The organism is Roseateles sp. L2-2, assembly GCF_050613215.1.
In the GTDB taxonomy this organism is placed as follows: domain Bacteria; phylum Pseudomonadota; class Gammaproteobacteria; order Burkholderiales; family Burkholderiaceae_C; genus Roseateles; species Roseateles noduli.
Map to the genome: position 1 here is coordinate 5887689 of NZ_CP192509.1, position 15996 is coordinate 5903684.

Sequence of the window (15996 nt, forward strand, 5' to 3'; positions counted from 1 at the left end):
GCGGCTCGTGACCGCTTCGCGCCGGGTGCGTCTGGACGCCGGCGCTTCGCCGTCGTCCGACGCGGCACGGCAGTCGTTGCCGCCGTGCTCGTCAGGTCGGTTCAGATCAATGGCGATGGCCGCAGGACGCCGCGGCGTCCTCGCCCACCGGCGCGCAGCCGGGCACGGTGTCGGCGCTCAGCTCGGCTTCCGTCGCGCAATGCATGCCGAGGCGGTCGATCAGCTTCCGGTCCTTCTCGGCCTGCGGGTTGCTGGTGGTCAGCAGCTTGTCGCCGTAGAACATGCTGTTCGCGCCGGCCAGGAAGCACAGCGACTGCATGGTCTCGGGCATCTCCTCGCGACCGGCGGACAGGCGGACCATCGCGCGCGGCATCGTGATGCGGGCCACCGCGATCGTGCGGATGAACTCGAACGGATCCAGCGCCTCGGTGCCCGCCAGCGGCGTGCCTTCGACCTGCACCAGGTTGTTGATGGGCACCGACTCCGGATACGGATCCAGGTTGGCCAGTTGCGCGATCAGGCCGGCGCGCTGGCGGCGGGTCTCGCCCATCCCGACGATGCCGCCCGAGCACACCTTCAGGCCGACGCCGCGCACGCGCTCCAGCGTGTCCAGGCGGTCCTGGTAGGTGCGCGTCGTGATGATCTGGCCGTAGAACTCCGGCGAGGTGTCGAGGTTGTGGTTGTAGTAGTCCAGCCCCGCCTCGCGCAGCTGCTCGGCCTGGCCGTCGCCCAGCATGCCGGCAGTCAGGCAGGTCTCCAGGCCCATGGCCTTGACCTCGGAGATCATCTCGCCGATGGCCTCCAGGTGGCGCTCCTTCGGCGAGCGCCAGGCGGCGCCCATGCAGAAGCGGGTCGCGCCGTTGGCCTTGGCGGCGCGGGCGGCTTCCATCACCTCCTGCAGCGGGATCAGCTTCTCGGCCTTCAGGCCGGTGTCGAAGTGGGCCGACTGCGGGCAGTACTTGCAGTCCTCCTCGCAGCCGCCGGTCTTGATGGACAGCAGCGTGGACAGCTGCACCGCGTTCGGATCGAAATGCTCGCGATGCACCTGCTGCGCGCGGAACAGCAGGTCGTTGAACGGCAGCTCGAACAGCGCGGCGATCTCGTTGACGGTCCAGGGCTTGGCGTTGCGACGTTGCTCGTCGGTGGTGGGCGTCAGCGTCTGGATCTGGTTGACGGTCTGCTTCATCGTCATGCTTTCAATGCGTTCAACAGCAGCGGCTGCTGCAGGTGCGCGGCCACGGCCGCGGGAGAGGGATCGGGGAGCCGGGGCACATGGCCCCAGCACGGCACGCCCAGGCCCTGGTCGAGCCGGGCGTGCAAGGCGGCCAGATTGTCCGCCACATGGGGTTGATGGGGGTCGGCGGTGTTGGCGACCCAGCCGGCCAGGCGCAGGCCGCGCGCGAGGACGGCCTCGGCCGTCAGCAGCGCGTGGTTGATGCAGCCCAGCCTCAGGCCGACGACGAGCACCACCGGCATCGCCAGGTCGACGGCCAGGTCGGCGGTGTCCCAGTCGTCGGTGAGCGGCACGCGGAAGCCGCCGACGCCTTCGATCAGCGCGAAGTCGCCCTTGGAGGCCGATCGCCGGATGGCGGCCAGCAGCGCGGTGCGATCGATGGCGCGGCCTTCGAGCTTCGCGGCGATGTGCGGCGCGCAGGGCTCGCGGAACTGCAGCGGGCCGACCTCGTCCATCGTCATGCCCTGCGTCTGCGCGGCGTGCAACTGGGCGACGTCCTCGTTGACCCAGACGCCGTCGGCGTTCTGGGTCTGGCCCGCGGCCAGCGACTTGATCGGCGTCACGTAGCGGCCCAGGCCGTCGAACGCACGCGTCAGGCCGGCGGTGATGCAGGTCTTGCCGATCTCGGTGTCGGTGCCGGTGATGAAGAAGCCGTGGAGCGGATGCAACGTGCTCATGCGCAGGCCTCCAGCGCCGCGACGAGGCGATCGACATCCGCATCGGTGTGCGTCGCGCACAGCGTGATGCGCAGCCGCGCTTCGCCCTTGGGCACCGTTGGCGGGCGGATGCCGGGCACCCGCAGGCCTTCGCGCTCCAGCGCGGCGGCGAGCGCCATCACCTCGGCGTTGCCGCCGACGATCAGCGGCTGGATCGGCGTCTGCGAGTCGGCGAGTTTCCAGCTCAGCGTCGGATGGCGATCGAGCATGGCGACGATGCCGTCGCGCAAGCGCGCCTGCAGCGCCCGCAGCGACGCGCGGCGCGCGCGGCCGACGTCGCCGCGGATCAGCGCCAGGCTGGTCAGCAGCGCGTGTTCCACCGCCGGCGGCGAGGCCGTCGAGAAGATGTAGTTGCGCGCCGCCTGCAGCAGGAAGTCGGTGATCGTCGAATGCGCGACGACGAAGGCCCCGGCGAGTCCCGCCGCCTTGCCCAGCGTGCCGACGAGGATCAGCCGCTCGCTGCGCAGCTGGAAGTGCTCCAGCGAGCCGACGCCGTTCTCGCCGAGCACGCCCAGCCCGTGCGCGTCGTCGACGATCAGCCAGGCGTCGAATTCCTCGGCCGCGGCCAGCAGCGCCGGCAGCGGTGCGATGTCGCCGTCCATGCTGAAGACGGCGTCGGTGACGATCAGCTTCACGCGCGCCGAACTGGCCGCGAGCTGCGTGCGCAGGTCCTCGACATCGCAATGCGCGTAGCGCGAGACCTTGGCCTTCGCCAGCCGCGTGCCGTCGATGAGCGAGGCGTGGTTCAGCGTCTCGCTGAAGATCTCCGCGTCGGCATCGCCGAGCGCGGTCACCACGGCCAGGTTGGCCATGTAGCCGGTGCAGAAGCCGATCGCCTTGGCGCTGGGGATGTGCGGCTCGAACCAGCGGCCCAGCAGCGCTTCCACGTCGTGGTGCGCGCGCGAATGGCCGCTCACCAGCGGCGACGCGCCGGAGCCGCCGCCGTAGACGTGCGCGCCTTCGATCAGCGCGTCGGCTACCGCCGGATGCGCGGCCAGGCCGAGGTAGTCGTTGCTGCAGAACATCGTCAGCTCGCGCGCGAATCCGTCGGCGCCGCGCACCGTCTGGCGCGGCGCGGTGCCGGTCTCGGCGATGCGGGTGAAGCGCGTCAGGTCCTGGGCGCGGATCGCGTCCAGCTTGGCTTGCAGGTGATCAAGCAGCATGGAGCACCTCCTCCAGCGTTGCGACCACGGCGTTCGCGAGGAACTTCGCGGCTGCTTCGTCGATCAGGTACGGCGGCATCAGGTAAACGGTCTGGCCGATCGGTCGGATCAGCAGCTCATGCCGGCGTGCCGCGAGATGGAATTTCTCGGAGAAGCGCTCGACCGGTGCCGTCGTCTTCGGGTTGATGTCGAAGGCCAGGATCATTCCGCGCTGGCGCAGGTGCGTCACGCGAGGATAGTCGGCCAGCGGCGCGAAAGCTTCGGTGAGCCATGCCGCCTGCTGCTGGTTGCGTTCCAGTTGGCCCGCGTCGAAACGATCCAGCACCGCGTTCGCCGCCGCACACGCCAGCGGATTGCCCGTGTAGCTGTGCGAGTGCAGGAAACCGCGCGTCACGTCCTGCGACCAGAAGGCCTCGTAGACGTCGTCGGTCGTCAGCACGAGCGACAGCGGCATCGTGCCGCCGGTGATGCCCTTGGAGAGCAGCACGAAGTCGGGCCAGTCCGCCTTCGTCGCAGGCGCTGTCTGCTCCCACGCGAAGAAGGTGCCGGTGCGGCCGCAGCCGACGGCGATCTCGTCCGCGATCAGATGCACCTTGAACTCGGTGCACAACGCACGCAGCGCCTTCAGGTAGCTGGTCGCATACATCGACATGCCCGCGGCGCCCTGCACCAGCGGCTCGACGATGACGGCGGCGATGTGGTCGTGACGGTCCGCGAGCAGCGCGCGCATCTCGTCGATCGCCTGCGCCTCGTTGCCCAGCCGCTGATCCGGCGACGTCACGATGTGGCTGCGCATCAGCAGCGGGTCGTAGGCGTCGCGGAAGATTGCCACGTCCGTGACGGCCAGCGCGCCGATGGTCTCGCCGTGATAGCCGTTCTTCAGACAGACGAACTCCCGCTTGTCCGTCAGACCGCGATTGCGCCAGGAATGGAAGCTCTGCTTCAACGCGATCTCGACCGCCGAGGCCCCATCGCTGCCGAAGAACAGGTGGCCCAGCGCGCCGCCGGTGCGCGCGGACAGGCGCTCGGCCAGTCGCACCGCCGGCTCGTGCGTGCAGCCGGCCAGCATCACGTGCGGCAGCGTGTCGAGCTGATGCTTGATCGCGTCGTTCAGGCCCCGGTCGGCATGGCCGAACAGGTTGACCCACCAGGAGCTGTTGGCGTCGAAATAACGCCGACCCTCGTGATCGAACAGCCAGGGGCCGTCACCCCGGGCGATGGGCAGCGGCGGCACGTCCTGCGCGCGCGCCATCTGCGTGCACGGGTGCCAGACCGCCGCGAGGCTGCGGCGTTGCCAATCTTGTCGTACTGCTTCAGACATTCAGGAGAACTTTCAGGCCAGCCAGGAGGGCTTGCCTTTCGACAGGAAACTCTGCACGCCCTCGCGCCCTTCGGCGCTGGCGCGGATGTCGGCGATGCGGCGCGCGGTGTCGTCGCGCAGCGTCGCCGTGATGGGCGCGTGGGCCACGTCCTGGACCAGGCGCTTGCACCCCCGCACCGCCGCCGGGCCGTTGGCCAGCAGCGAGGCGACGAGCGCGTCGACCTTCGCGTCCAGCGCCTCGGGGTCGGCGGCCAGTTCGTGGACCAGGCCCAGGCGATGCGCCTCGGCCGCGGAGAAGCGCTCCGCCGTCACGAAGTAGCGGCGCGAGGCCTGCTCGCCCAGCGCGCGCACGACGTAGGGCCCGATGGTGGCGGGCAGCAGGCCGAGCTTGGCCTCGGACAGGCAGAAGCCGGCGGACTCGGCCGCGACGACGATGTCGCACACCGATACCAGCCCGACGCCGCCGGCGTAGACATCGCCCTGCACGCGCGCGATCACCGGCACCGGGCAGCTGTAGAGCGTCCACAGCATGTGGGCGAGGCGGCCGGCGTCGGCGTGGTTCTCGTCCCAGCTGTAGCCGGCCATCGCCTTCATCCAGTTCAGGTCGGCGCCGGCGCAGAAGGCCTTGCCCTCGGCGGCCAGGACGATCGCGCGCAGCGACGGATCGGCCCCGAGCGACTCGAACACCGCGGTGAGTTCACCGATGACCGTGTCGTTGAAGGCGTTGCGGACGTCGGGGCGGTTCAGCGTGACGCGGGCGACCGCGTCGTTCGGGCCGGAACGCTCGACGCGCAGCGTGGTGGGGGTGAATTCGTTCTTGGTCATGGTCGAGGTCATGGGTGGCTCCAGACGACGGTCCGGTTGACGGCGTAGAGGCGGCAGCGCTCCTCGCCGTCGGTGAGCTGGTCGCACAGCGCGAGCGCATGGGACTGCGCGTCGTCGCCCGTGGCGAGTCCCCAATGGCGGCCGTTGGTGGCGAAGGCGCGCGGCTCCTTCGCCGCCAGGAACTTGCGATAGCCGTTGATCACGCGCCCGTCGGACGGCAGCGCCGAGGTGTCGTCGATCGAGACGGCGCCGCCCTGCGGCATCGGCAGGGCGCCGGGAATCGGGAAGCCGAGCGGCTGCAGGAACTCGTCGACGATCGGCTGCCAGAGGTCGTTGCCGCGCGCGAACAGCAGGTGGCCTTCCTCGCCGAAGGCCGGCATCAGGTGCGTCTGCGCCCGGCCGCCGCCGTCGCGGTAGGCCTGGGCCCAGCGCTCCTGGTACTTGGCGGCGATGAACTGGTCGTTCCCGGTGAACACCCACAAGGTCGGTACCGCCTCGCGACCGTGGGACGCGCGGCGACCGAAGTCGTGGAAGCGGTTGGCAAGTTCTTCCGGACGGCACGGCTCGCCGGCGTTCGCGCCGGGGCCGGGCCCGTAGCCGCCGGCGAAGTCGATCGCCGCGACCAGCCCCGGGATGCGCTCGCCGGTCGCCGCCATCGCCGCGAAGCCGCCGACCGACTGGCCCATCACCACGACGCGCTGCGCGTCGATGTCGACGGACGACTGCATGAAGCGCACGACCGCGGCGACCTGCGTGGCCAGCGCCTTGGCGGCCACCTTGTACTGGGGCACGTCGCAGCGCACGCTGGAATCGGGGTCGCCCTTCGCGGCCGTGTCGCCGTACCCCAGCCGGGTCGGCACGGCCACCGCGAAGCCCTTGCGGACGAAGAAGCGCGAGGCGCTTTCGAGGCGCTGTCGCTTGACGGCGGCGCGCTCCTGTTCGGAAGCGGCGGGACGGCCGTGGTTCAGCACGACCAGCGGGAACGGCCCCGGACCGGGCGGCCGGTAGGTCGTTACCACGAGGTCCCCGATCAGCGTCTGCCCGCGGTGGTCCTCGACGATCGCCTGGACGCGGATGACGGATTCGCGGATGTCGGTTGCCAGGCGCTCGGGCGCGGGGGCGGTCGGGGCCGATGTCTGCACGATGGGCGCGACGCCGGCGGCAAAGGCCGGGATGCTCGCGCCGACGACGGCAGCCAGCCAACCGACTCGCAGGCGGCTCGCGATGCGAGGCATCGATGTCAGCCTCATGCCACGGCTCCATCGCCGCCCAGCGCCTTGCGCATCAGCACGCTGCGATAGGTCTTGCCGGCCCATTGCACGTCGCCGATCAGCGCGTAGCCGCGGCGCTCGTAGCGGCGGCGCAGCGCCTCGGCAGGCACGGCCGTGTCCAGCGCCACATGCGCATAGCCTTGCGCGCGCGCCCAGGCTTCCGCGACGTCCATCAGACGCTCGCCGACGCCCTGCCCCCGGCACGACGGATGCACCGCCAGCTGGGCCAGGATCGCCGTGTCGGCCTGCGTGTAGCACTCGGGCACGGGATCGCCGAGGTAACGACCGTCGGGCCGCTTGGGCGGCGCCACCGTGACCGTGCCCACCAGCGCGCCGTCCGCGTTCAGCGCGACGAAGGCCTGGCCGGACGCCACGCGCTCGCGCGTCGTCTGGACGCTCTGGTCGACGGCCGTGAAGTTCCAGCCCTGCGCCGCCAGCGACGCGTAGGCCACGTGCAGCAGCGCGGTCAGGGCCTCGATGGAATCCTCGGGGCTCAGCGGACGCAGGGTCAGGTCGTTCATCGTTGGAAGGCGTTCAGGAAGAGGTCGGCACCTTACATCCGGAACACGCCGAACTTCGTCTCGGGGATCTCGGCGTTCAGCGCGGCGGACAGGCCCAGCGCCAGCACGCGGCGCGTGTCGGCGGGATCGATGACGCCGTCGTCCCACAGGCGGGCGCTGGCGTAGTACGGATGGCCCTGGTCCTCGTACTGCTGGCGGATCGGCGCCTTGAAGGCTTCTTCCTCGTCCGCGGACCACTGGCCGCCCTTGCCCTCGATGCCGTCGCGCTTGACCGTCGCCAGCACCGACGCGGCCTGCTCGCCGCCCATGACCGAGATGCGGGCGTTCGGCCACATCCACAGGAAACGCGGCGAGTAGGCGCGGCCGCACATGCCGTAGTTCCCGGCGCCGAAGCTGCCGCCGATGATCACGGTGAACTTGGGCACCTGCGCGCACGCGACCGCCGTCACCATCTTGGCGCCGGCGCGGGCGATGCCTTCGTTCTCGTACTTGCGGCCGACCATGAAGCCGGTGATGTTCTGCAGGAACACCAGCGGGATCTTGCGCTGGCAGCAGAGCTCGATGAAATGCGCGCCCTTGTTGGCGCTCTCCGCGAAGAGGATGCCGTTGTTGGCGACGATGCCCACGGGCATGCCCTCGATGTGGGCGAAGCCGCAGACCAGCGTGTTGCCGTAGCGGGCCTTGAATTCGTCGAAGGCGCTGGCGTCGACGATGCGGGCGATGACCTCGCGCACGTCGAAGGGCTTGCGGGTGTCGGTGGGGATCACGCCGTGCAGTTCGGCGGGGTCGTAGGCCGGCGCCTGCGGCGTCTGCGTCAGCAGCTCGCCCTGCTTGCGCCAGTTCAGCCGCGCCACGGACTGGCGCGCGATCGCCAGCGCGTGGGTGTCGTTCTCGGCCAGGTGGTCGGCCACGCCGGACAGGCGCGTGTGCACGTCGCCGCCGCCCAGGTCCTCGGCGCTGACGACCTCGCCGGTGGCGGCCTTCACCAGCGGCGGGCCGCCCAGGAAGATGGTGCCCTGGTTCTTGACGATGACGGTCTCGTCGCTCATCGCCGGCACGTAGGCGCCGCCGGCGGTGCAGGACCCCATCACCACGGCGATCTGCGGGATGCCCTTGGCGGAGAGGTTGGCCTGGTTGAAGAAGATGCGGCCGAAGTGGTCGCGGTCCGGGAAGACCTCGTCCTGGTTGGGCAGGTTGGCGCCGCCGCTGTCGACCAGGTAGATGCAGGGCAGGCGGTTCTGGTCGGCGATCTCCTGCGCGCGCAGGTGCTTCTTGACGGTGATCGGGTAGTAGGTGCCGCCCTTGACGGTGGCATCGTTGCAGACGATCACGCACTCGACGCCGGACACCCGGCCGATGCCCGCGATCACGCCGCCGCCCGGGGCGGCGTTGTCATACATGTCCAGGCCCGCCAGCGGCGCCAGTTCCAGGAAGGGCGTGCCGGGGTCGAGCAGCATCTCCACGCGGTCCCGAGGCAGCAGCTTGCCGCGCCCGACGTGCTTGGCGCGCGCGGCCTCGCCGCCGCCCTCGGCGATCTTCGCCAGCCGGGCGTTGAGGTCGTCGATCAGGCCGCGCATCGCGTCCGCGTTGGCCTTGAAGTCGGCCGAGCGGGCGTTGAGCTTGGTGGGCAGCTGGGGCATGGGTCTGGGTCTCCGGTCTGGGGACGGTGGTCGTCCGTCTTATGAGCCGCGCTCAATTCGGTACGGGGAGCGCTGGCTGAAGGCGCGATTCCGGGATCGCCGGAGTGACGCAAGGCGCGAAGCATAAGCCAGATGGCGAACGATTCCAAGCCGGACTGCAGCCGCCAACGCACCGACTTGAGCCCGGCTCAATAAACCCGGAAAATGCGCTCCTCATGAGCCCCGCCCCGCTGTCCCGAGTGGATCCCTCCCTCGACGTCCGACTCGATCCGCCCTCTGCAGCCGCCCTGCCCGCGCAGCGGCGCTCGCCGGTGGGCGCGAAGGCCGAGCAGCGGGTGAAGGACATCCTGCGCGCGAGCCGGGCGGTGTTCGCCGAGCGCGGCTACGAGCGCGCGACGACGACCGAGATCGCGCAGCGGCTGGGGATCTCCGAGGCGACGGTCTTCACCTACTTCCGCGGCAAGCGCGAGCTCTGCATGCGGGTGATCGGCGACTGGTACGACGAGATCATCGAGGCGATCGAATCGGGCCTGCCTCGCGAGCGGCCGATCCGGGACCAGTTGGAGTTCGTGGTCCACACCCACCTGCGGCTGTTCCTGATCCAGGGCACGGGGCTGTGCGAGCTGGTGCTGTCGGAAGGCCGCAAGCGCGAGGCGCCGGTGGCGCGCGGTGAGAGCCAGGGCCAGGACTTCGGCGCGGCCTTCGTCGATCTGCAGCGGCGCTACACGGCGCCGCTCATGGACCTGCTGGCGCGCGGCCAGGCGCAAGGCGAGGTGCGGCAGGACATCCCGCTGCGGCTGCTGCGCTCGCTGGTCTTCGGGCCGATGGAGCACATGCTGTGGGAAGTGATCATCGCCGGCCGGCAGATCCAGGTGGACGCGGCGGCGCGCGATCTGGTCGCGCTGCTGTGGCCGGCGCTACAGGCGCCGGACCAGGAACTCAAGGCCCTTCGTCGACTGAAGGCCCGCGTGGCGGAAGCACTGGACGGCGGCATTGACGCCGTCGACGGCAAGTCCTGACCCTCAGCGCATCGCGCCCCGGCGCGCAAGACCTGGGAAGGTCAAAAGATCAGCAGTTGAGGTCATAGCTCGACGACCCCTGTTCGGGAACGATGACGACTCCGACTTTCGAGTCATTCCATGGAGACCGACAACGTGAACCACGACATCGATCCAGCAGCTCAAGGGCTGCTGGGCACTGGCCATGCGCCGCTGCATATCCCTCCACCCTCCGTCCCCGGTCAATACGCGCCGCGCATCGGCGAGGACAACTTTGATCAGGAAGCCTGGGACTGCTGGTATCAGGAGCAGATCCGCCTCTCGATCGAAGACCCCCGCCCGAACATTCCTTTCGATGACTTCGTCGACTGGATGGAACGCAAGTTCCTGGACATGAGGAGCCGCCATGCTCAATCCCAAAACGATTGAATGTCGCCCCCGCGCCCTGCTCCGCATCGATCTGATCCTCGAGGAAATGGCCCGACACAATCAACTGGCCTCAGAAGAGTTCGGCCGGCAGATCGTCAAGAAGCTGCGGTTGGCCTTGTCGTTCCCGATGCTCTATCGCGCCTCGTCGCGAGTGGAAGGGATCCGGGAGATCGTCGTCACCCCCAACTACTTCGTACCGTATCGCGTGACGCCCGAAGCCATCGAAGTGCTGGACCTCGTTCACACGCGTCAGAACTGGCCGGACCCGTCAGCCTCTGCACTGGCAAGCTGATTCCCAGCGAAAGGGCGACCGCATGCGGTCGCCCTTCCTCATTGCAGCCGTCGCTGAAGTCAGCGGGCGCGTCGTTCGATGACGACGCTGAGCACAGCGAGGCCGAGCCCGACCACCGCAAGCCCTGCCCCCGCCACCGGCAGCGAGCGCAGCGAAGCCCCGTGCGTCAGCATCCACCCGCCCAGCCACGCGCCGCCCGCGTTGCCCAGGTTGAACGCCGCGATGTTGAGCGTCGACACCAGCGCCGGCGCATCGGGCGCCTGCTGCATCATGCGCATCTGCAGTCCCGGCACCGTCGCGAAGGCGGCCATGCCCCAGACGAAGACGGTCACGATCGTCGGCCATTGCCAGTCGAGCACCACCGCCAGCAGCGCCTGCACGATCGCCAGCGCGACCAGCACGCCCATCAGCGACGGCATCAGCTTCCAGTCCGCCAGCTTGCCGCCCACCGTGTTGCCGATCGTCAGCCCCAGGCCGAACAGGAACAGCACGCCCGTGATCCAGCCCGTCGACAGACCGGTGACCTCCGACAGCATCGGCGCGATGAAGGTGAACGCGGTGAAGATGCCGCCGAAGCCGACCGCCGTCAGCGCCAGCGCGATCAGCACCTGCGGGCGCTTGAGCACCGACCAGTCGTTGCCCGCTTGCGCGGCGGTGTCGGCGTCCTTCGTCTTCGGCAGCAGCGCGACCAGCGCGATCGCCGCCACGATGCCCAATCCGGCGACCGCGCCGAAGCTCGCGCGCCAGCCCCATTCCTGGCCGATCAGGTTGCCCAGGGGCACGCCCAGCACGTTGGCCAGCGTGAGGCCAGTGAACATCAGCGCAATGGCGCCGGCCTTGCGGTCGGGCGCGACCAGTTCGCTCGCGAGCACCGCACCGATCCCGAAGAAGGAGCCGTGCGCCAGCGCCGCGACGATGCGACCCGCCATCACCGTCCAGTAGCCGCCGCCGATCGCGGACAGCACGTTGCCCGCGATGAACAGCGCGATCAGCACCAGCAGCGCCCGCTTGCGCGGCCAGCCCGCGCTCAGCGCCGCCAGCGGCGGCGCGCCCAGCGCCACGCCCAGCGCATAACCGGTCACCAGCAGGCCCGCACGCGGCAGGCTCACCGCCAGGTCCTGCGCCATCGCCGGCAGCAGACCCATGATCACGAACTCGGTCGTGCCGATCGCGAAGGCCGCGAGCGCCAGCGCGAGGATCGGCAACGGGAAGCCGCGCGCGGCCGGTTTGGCGCCGGCATCGTCCAGGGTGGTGGAGAGGGAGGTCACGGAAGACTCCAACGTTGATTCAATGGTCCGCACTGTGATCTGTCGCTCCCCGGATGGGAATCCATCAGAAGGGATAAGCATCTGTTCCAGAATGGAATAGATGGCGCCCGCATGATGCGATCGCCAACGGAGATCCGGAATGAATGAACTCGACGACATGCGCCTGTTCGTGCGCGCCGTCGCGACGGGCAGCCTGTCCGCCGCGGGACGGGAACTGGGCTTCTCCCCCGCCGTCGGCAGCAAGCGGCTGGCGCGGCTGGAAGCGCGGCTCGGCGTGCGGCTGCTGCAGCGCAGCTCACGGCGCCTCGCGCTGACCGACGAGGGCGCGATCTACCTCGAACGCTGCCAGACCATCCTCGCCGACATCGACGACGCCGAGGCCGAACTCACGCAAGGTCGCCAGCAGGCGCGCGGGCTGCTGCGCGTCACCTCGACCGTCGCGCTGGGTCGCCGCTGCGTCGGACCGCTCGCCGCCGAGTTCATGCGCGAGCACCCCGACGTCACCGTGCAGGTCTCGCTGTCCGACGCGCTCGTCGACCTGATCGAGGAAGGCTTCGACTGCGCCGTGCGCATCGGCGGTCCGGCGGATTCGCGGCTGGTCGCCCGCCGTCTCGGCCCCAACCGGCGCGTGCTCTGCGCAACGCCGGACTACCTGCGCCGGCGCGGCACGCCGCGCGCGCTCGAGGACCTCGTCGACCACGACTGCATCCTCCAGGAGCGCATCGCCACCCGCCAGTCGGACTGGCTGTTCATGCCCGCCGATGCTTCGATATCGGCATCGCCGCGCACGGTCACCGTGCAAGGCCGGCTCGTCACCGACAACGGCGAGCAGGCGCACGACTGGGCGCTGGCGGGCCTGGGCCTGGTCCGCCGCGCGGTGTGGGACGTGGTCGACGAACTCGACGACGGCCGCCTCGTCGAGGTCCTGCCCGAATGGGCCGGCGAGGTCGGCCCGCTGCAGCTCGTGTTCCCGTCGCGCCGCCTGCTGCCGGCGCGCACGCGGCTGTTCATCGACGCGCTGGCCGCGCGGTTCGAGCACTCCAGGGACCAGGCCCGCGTGCGCGCGCCGCTGCCCGTGAAGAAGAAACGGCGGTCTTGAGCCGCAGCGGCAGGCACAGACGAAAAAAAAGGGACCTTGCGGTCCCTTTCGGTCAGGTGTTCGAACCGGCCGGAGCCGGCCTCGATCACTTGAAGCTGTAGCTGGCGTTCAGCGTCCAGTAGCGGCCGGTACCGCTGTGCATGCCGGCGTTCCAGCCCGGGATGGCCGTCGCGCTGTTGTTGGTCGTCGGGTAGTACGGCGCCTTCTCGTCGGCGATGTTCTGGATGTTCAGCGTCAGCGCCAGATCCTTGAAGCCCGTGTACGTGTAGGCCACGTCGAAGGTCATCCACTTGCCCACCGCGCAGTTCGGGTAGCGGTTGATGTACAGGTCGCGGCCGTTGGTCGCCGTCGGCGCCACGCCCAGCGTGGTGCGGCCGGTGATGCGCGGATCCGAGCTCGGGCCACCCCAATGGCAGGTCGTGCCGTTGTAGATGATCGCCGGGTTCGACGAGCTGTCCATGTGACGCAGGAAGGACACGCCGCTGATCCAGTTCATCGCACCCATGATCGAGTGCTTGCTGTCGATGTCCAGCGTCGAGGTGGCGCGGAACTTCAGGCGCGGGATGTCGCCGGCCGAGGTCGCCCAGTCGTACAGGCCGCCGTTGGTGCCCACCAGGTTGTTGTCGTCGTAGCCCGGGACTTCGACACGGCTGTACTTGGTCATGTACGTGCCGCGCAGCTGGTTGGTCCAGCGGACGCCTTCCTTCAGGTTCAGGTTGGTCTTGACCTCGAAGTCGACGCCCGACACTTCCGTCGAACCCTGGTTGGTCCACGGCGTGGCGACCACCAGCAGCGGGCCCGTGCCGGCCACGCCGTTGAGCAGCAGCGCCGGGTTGGTGTCACGGATCAGCGCGGTCGGGGCGTAACGTTCCGGATGGTCGATCACGTCCTGCGCCGAACCCAGCGCCACTTCGTCCTTCTTCTTGATGTTGAAGTAGTCGATCACGAAGTCCAGGTGCTTGCTGGGCGAGAACACGATGCCCAGCGAGTGGCTCTTGGACTTCTCAGGCTTGAGCGCCGGGTTCGCGCCGCCGGTACCGGACACGCTCTTCGAGCAGTCCGAAGCCGCCGCGCCGGGCTTGGGCGTCACGCCGTCTTCCTCGCAACGCACCGGGTCGATCAGGCCGTTCACGAAGAACTGCGCGCCGCCGGCGCTGACCTGCGACACCGCCGGAGCGCGGAAGCCTTCGGAGTACGTGCCGCGGAACGACAGGGTCGGGATGACCGTCCACTTCGCGCCGACCTTGGGCACGAAGTTGCCCTTCATCTTGTCGTACTTGTCGTAGCGACCGGCGAAGTCCATTTCGAAGGACTTGAACCAGGGCGTACGGAATTCGATGAAGGCCGACTTGACGTTGCGGCCGCCTTCGACGGCCGTGTTGGCCAGGCCCAGGATCTTGCCCGCGGCGTTCAGCGGATCCGGATCGATGCCGATGGACTCACGACGCAGTTCGACGCCGGTCGCCATGCCGATCGCGCCGCCCGGCAGCGAGCCGAATTCGGTCGAGACCTTGGCGTCCCACTGCTTGATCGTCGAATCGGCCTTGTTGGTCAGTGCCGGCGACAGGTTGGGGTCGGCCGCCACGTCCGCGATGGTGCGGCCGGTCAGCAGCGTGCGCAGCACGTCCAGGTTCAGGAAGCCGTTGGTGGTCTCGTCGCGCTTGGCCTTGTTCCACAGCAGGGCGGTTTCCCAGTCCCAGGCACCGAACGAGCCCTTCACGCCGGCCAGCGCGCGGTACTGCTGGTTGACCAGGTTGGTGCCGCCGGCGGCGTTCTCGAAGCGGTACTGCACCGCGGCGCGGCCCGGGACGGCGTCGTTGTTGAACGGGTTGTCCGGATGGCCGACCGGCAGGATCGCCTGGTACGTGGGCACGGTGCCGCCGCCCAGCACGAAGTTGCTGGTCGGGCTCAGGCCGCTGATGGTGCGGGGGGCCGACAGGTAGTCGCGTTCGACGCGCGAGTAGCCCGCTTCGGCGAAGGCGGTGATGTCGTTGGTGACGCGGAAGGTACCGCGGCTGATCAGGCTGAGGTCGGTGCCCTTGTTCTGCGCCTCGTTGAAGTCGTCGAGGTTGAAGTTGCAGAACTGGCGGCCCAGCAGCGGCAGCGTGCTGATGCCGTGCACGGCGCTGCCGGTGAGCAGGCGCGACGCATCGCAGTTCTTCTGATTGACGACCACGGACGCGGCCGTGTTCTGCGGGAAGTTCAGGCTGTTGGGCGCCGATTCCTTCGTGAAGAAGGCCTGGTTGGACACGCTCGAGCCGAACGGGTTCAGACGCAGGTTGATCGCGCGGTAGTCGTCGGCGTGGATGTCCTTGACGTCGCGGGTCATCGTGCGGCCGCGGTGGGTCAGGTCCGCGCCGATCAGGACGTTGAAGCCGTCCTTGGCGAAGTCGCCGATGCCGAAGCTGCCGTTGACCGTCTGGCGCGAGAACTCGCCGTCGTCGTTGGCGCCGACCGTGGCGCCCATCTGCGCGCCCTGGAAGTCCTGCTTGGTGATGAAGTTGATGACGCCGCCGACCGCGTCGGAGCCGTACACCGCGGACGCGCCGTCCTTGAAGATTTCAACGCGTTCGATCGACGAAGCCGGGATCGAGTTCAGGTCGTACAGCGTCGACGTGCCGTTGTTCGGGTTCGCGTAGGCGGCCGGCACGATGCGGCGGCCGTTCAGCAGGATCAGCGTCGAGGTCGAGCTCAGGCCGCGCAGCGAGACGGTCGCGACGCCGCGCGAGAAGCCGTTCTGCGTCGGGGTGTCGTTGAAGCCGTCGGTGCCCACCGCGGGCACCATCTTCATCAGTTCCAGCGCGGTCTTCGCACCGCTGGCGCGGATTTCCGCGGCGGTGATCCGGTCGATCGGCGAGGTGCCTTCGGCCGCCGTGCGGCGGATGTTGGAGCCGGTGACTTCCACGCGCTCCAGTTGTTGCGATTCCTGCGCGGCGGCGATGCCGCAGGCCAGCGTGCTGGCGATCGCGATGCTGGTGAGTACCAGCGCCCTGTGGGTAAGTTGACGAGACATTGCGGTCCTCTTCTGAAGTGGGGTCGCACCCGGTGATGGCGCTGTTTCCCGAACGGTTGCAGAGCGCACCCAGGTCGATGTGCCCGGTGCGGTGCGTGAGCTGATTTTTTCAGTAGCGCAAACGTGTGGTTCACTGACTTAAACATTTGCTACATCGCGCAGCAAAAGAGCGACAGACCTATAAGAAGAAACCCGAAAGTCATGGG

14 protein-coding genes are annotated in these 15996 nt (G+C 69.0%); 4 read left to right on the top strand and 10 right to left on the bottom strand.

The genetic code is table 11. The features are described from left to right. Positions 1 to 106: 106 nt before the first annotated feature. Genes bioB through ACQZ13_RS26300 form a run of 8 tightly spaced genes read right to left on the bottom strand, consistent with a single transcriptional unit; the run spans position 107 to position 8691 of the window. Entirely contained in the window at positions 107 to 1192 is a 1086-nt protein-coding gene (gene bioB, locus ACQZ13_RS26265) for a biotin synthase BioB (protein ID WP_431048782.1), read from the bottom strand. Further along, complete coding sequence (bioD, locus tag ACQZ13_RS26270) at positions 1189 to 1911, bottom strand: dethiobiotin synthase (RefSeq protein ID WP_431048783.1); 723 nt, start codon at positions 1909 to 1911, stop codon at positions 1189 to 1191. The genes bioB and bioD overlap by 4 nt, the downstream gene beginning before the upstream one ends. Beyond that, positions 1908 to 3113, bottom strand: coding sequence for an 8-amino-7-oxononanoate synthase (gene bioF / locus ACQZ13_RS26275; RefSeq protein ID WP_431048784.1), 1206 nt, complete (start codon positions 3111 to 3113; stop codon positions 1908 to 1910). Before bioF ends, bioD begins: the two co-directional genes overlap by 4 nt. Then, positions 3103 to 4434 carry an adenosylmethionine--8-amino-7-oxononanoate transaminase gene (gene bioA, locus ACQZ13_RS26280; protein WP_431048785.1) on the bottom strand — a complete coding sequence of 444 codons (1332 nt, stop codon included), beginning with the start codon at positions 4432 to 4434 and terminating at the stop codon, positions 3103 to 3105. The genes bioF and bioA overlap by 11 nt, the downstream gene beginning before the upstream one ends. Positions 4435 to 4446: 12 nt before the next feature. Further along, the gene (locus tag ACQZ13_RS26285) at positions 4447 to 5259 is read right to left on the bottom strand and encodes an enoyl-CoA hydratase/isomerase family protein (protein WP_431053403.1); all 813 of its coding nucleotides are present in this window, start codon (positions 5257 to 5259) and stop codon (positions 4447 to 4449) included. 8 nt (positions 5260 to 5267) lie between these two features. Beyond that, a complete protein-coding gene (locus ACQZ13_RS26290) occupies positions 5268 to 6509 on the bottom strand; it encodes an alpha/beta hydrolase family protein (protein WP_431048786.1) in 1242 nt (413 codons plus the stop codon). Then, positions 6506 to 7051, bottom strand: a complete 546-nt coding sequence (locus ACQZ13_RS26295) for a GNAT family N-acetyltransferase (RefSeq protein ID WP_431048787.1) — start codon at positions 7049 to 7051, stop codon at positions 6506 to 6508. The genes ACQZ13_RS26290 and ACQZ13_RS26295 overlap by 4 nt, the downstream gene beginning before the upstream one ends. A 32-nt stretch (positions 7052 to 7083) precedes the next feature. Continuing rightward, positions 7084 to 8691, bottom strand: a complete 1608-nt coding sequence (locus tag ACQZ13_RS26300) for a carboxyl transferase domain-containing protein (RefSeq protein ID WP_431048788.1) — start codon at positions 8689 to 8691, stop codon at positions 7084 to 7086. A 215-nt stretch (positions 8692 to 8906) separates the two neighbouring features. On the opposite strand from ACQZ13_RS26300, the gene ACQZ13_RS26305 reads away from it, so the two are divergent. The 3 genes from ACQZ13_RS26305 to ACQZ13_RS26315 all read left to right on the top strand — a co-directional run bounded on the left by ACQZ13_RS26305 (position 8907) and on the right by ACQZ13_RS26315 (position 10410). Beyond that, on the top strand, positions 8907 to 9710 hold the full coding sequence (locus ACQZ13_RS26305) for a TetR/AcrR family transcriptional regulator (RefSeq protein WP_431048789.1): 804 nt from the start codon (positions 8907 to 8909) through the stop codon (positions 9708 to 9710). A 120-nt stretch (positions 9711 to 9830) separates the two neighbouring features. After that, positions 9831 to 10118 carry a hypothetical protein gene (locus tag ACQZ13_RS26310; RefSeq protein ID WP_431048790.1) on the top strand — a complete coding sequence of 96 codons (288 nt, stop codon included), beginning with the start codon at positions 9831 to 9833 and terminating at the stop codon, positions 10116 to 10118. Next, complete coding sequence (locus tag ACQZ13_RS26315) at positions 10096 to 10410, top strand: type II toxin-antitoxin system RelE/ParE family toxin (RefSeq protein ID WP_431048791.1); 315 nt, start codon at positions 10096 to 10098, stop codon at positions 10408 to 10410. The genes ACQZ13_RS26310 and ACQZ13_RS26315 overlap by 23 nt, the downstream gene beginning before the upstream one ends. Before the next feature lie 59 nt (positions 10411 to 10469). Here ACQZ13_RS26315 and ACQZ13_RS26320 read toward each other — a convergent pair whose 3' ends face one another. Next, the gene (locus ACQZ13_RS26320) at positions 10470 to 11678 is read right to left on the bottom strand and encodes an MFS transporter (RefSeq protein ID WP_431048792.1); all 1209 of its coding nucleotides are present in this window, start codon (positions 11676 to 11678) and stop codon (positions 10470 to 10472) included. 139 nt (positions 11679 to 11817) lie between these two features. Between ACQZ13_RS26320 and ACQZ13_RS26325 the strand changes: the two genes are divergently transcribed. Then, the gene (locus ACQZ13_RS26325; RefSeq protein WP_431048793.1) at positions 11818 to 12777 is read left to right on the top strand and encodes a LysR family transcriptional regulator; all 960 of its coding nucleotides are present in this window, start codon (positions 11818 to 11820) and stop codon (positions 12775 to 12777) included. A gap of 85 nt (positions 12778 to 12862) precedes the next feature. Here ACQZ13_RS26325 and ACQZ13_RS26330 read toward each other — a convergent pair whose 3' ends face one another. Continuing rightward, a complete protein-coding gene (locus ACQZ13_RS26330) occupies positions 12863 to 15790 on the bottom strand; it encodes a TonB-dependent receptor plug domain-containing protein (protein WP_431048794.1) in 2928 nt (975 codons plus the stop codon). Positions 15791 to 15996 lie beyond the last annotated feature (206 nt).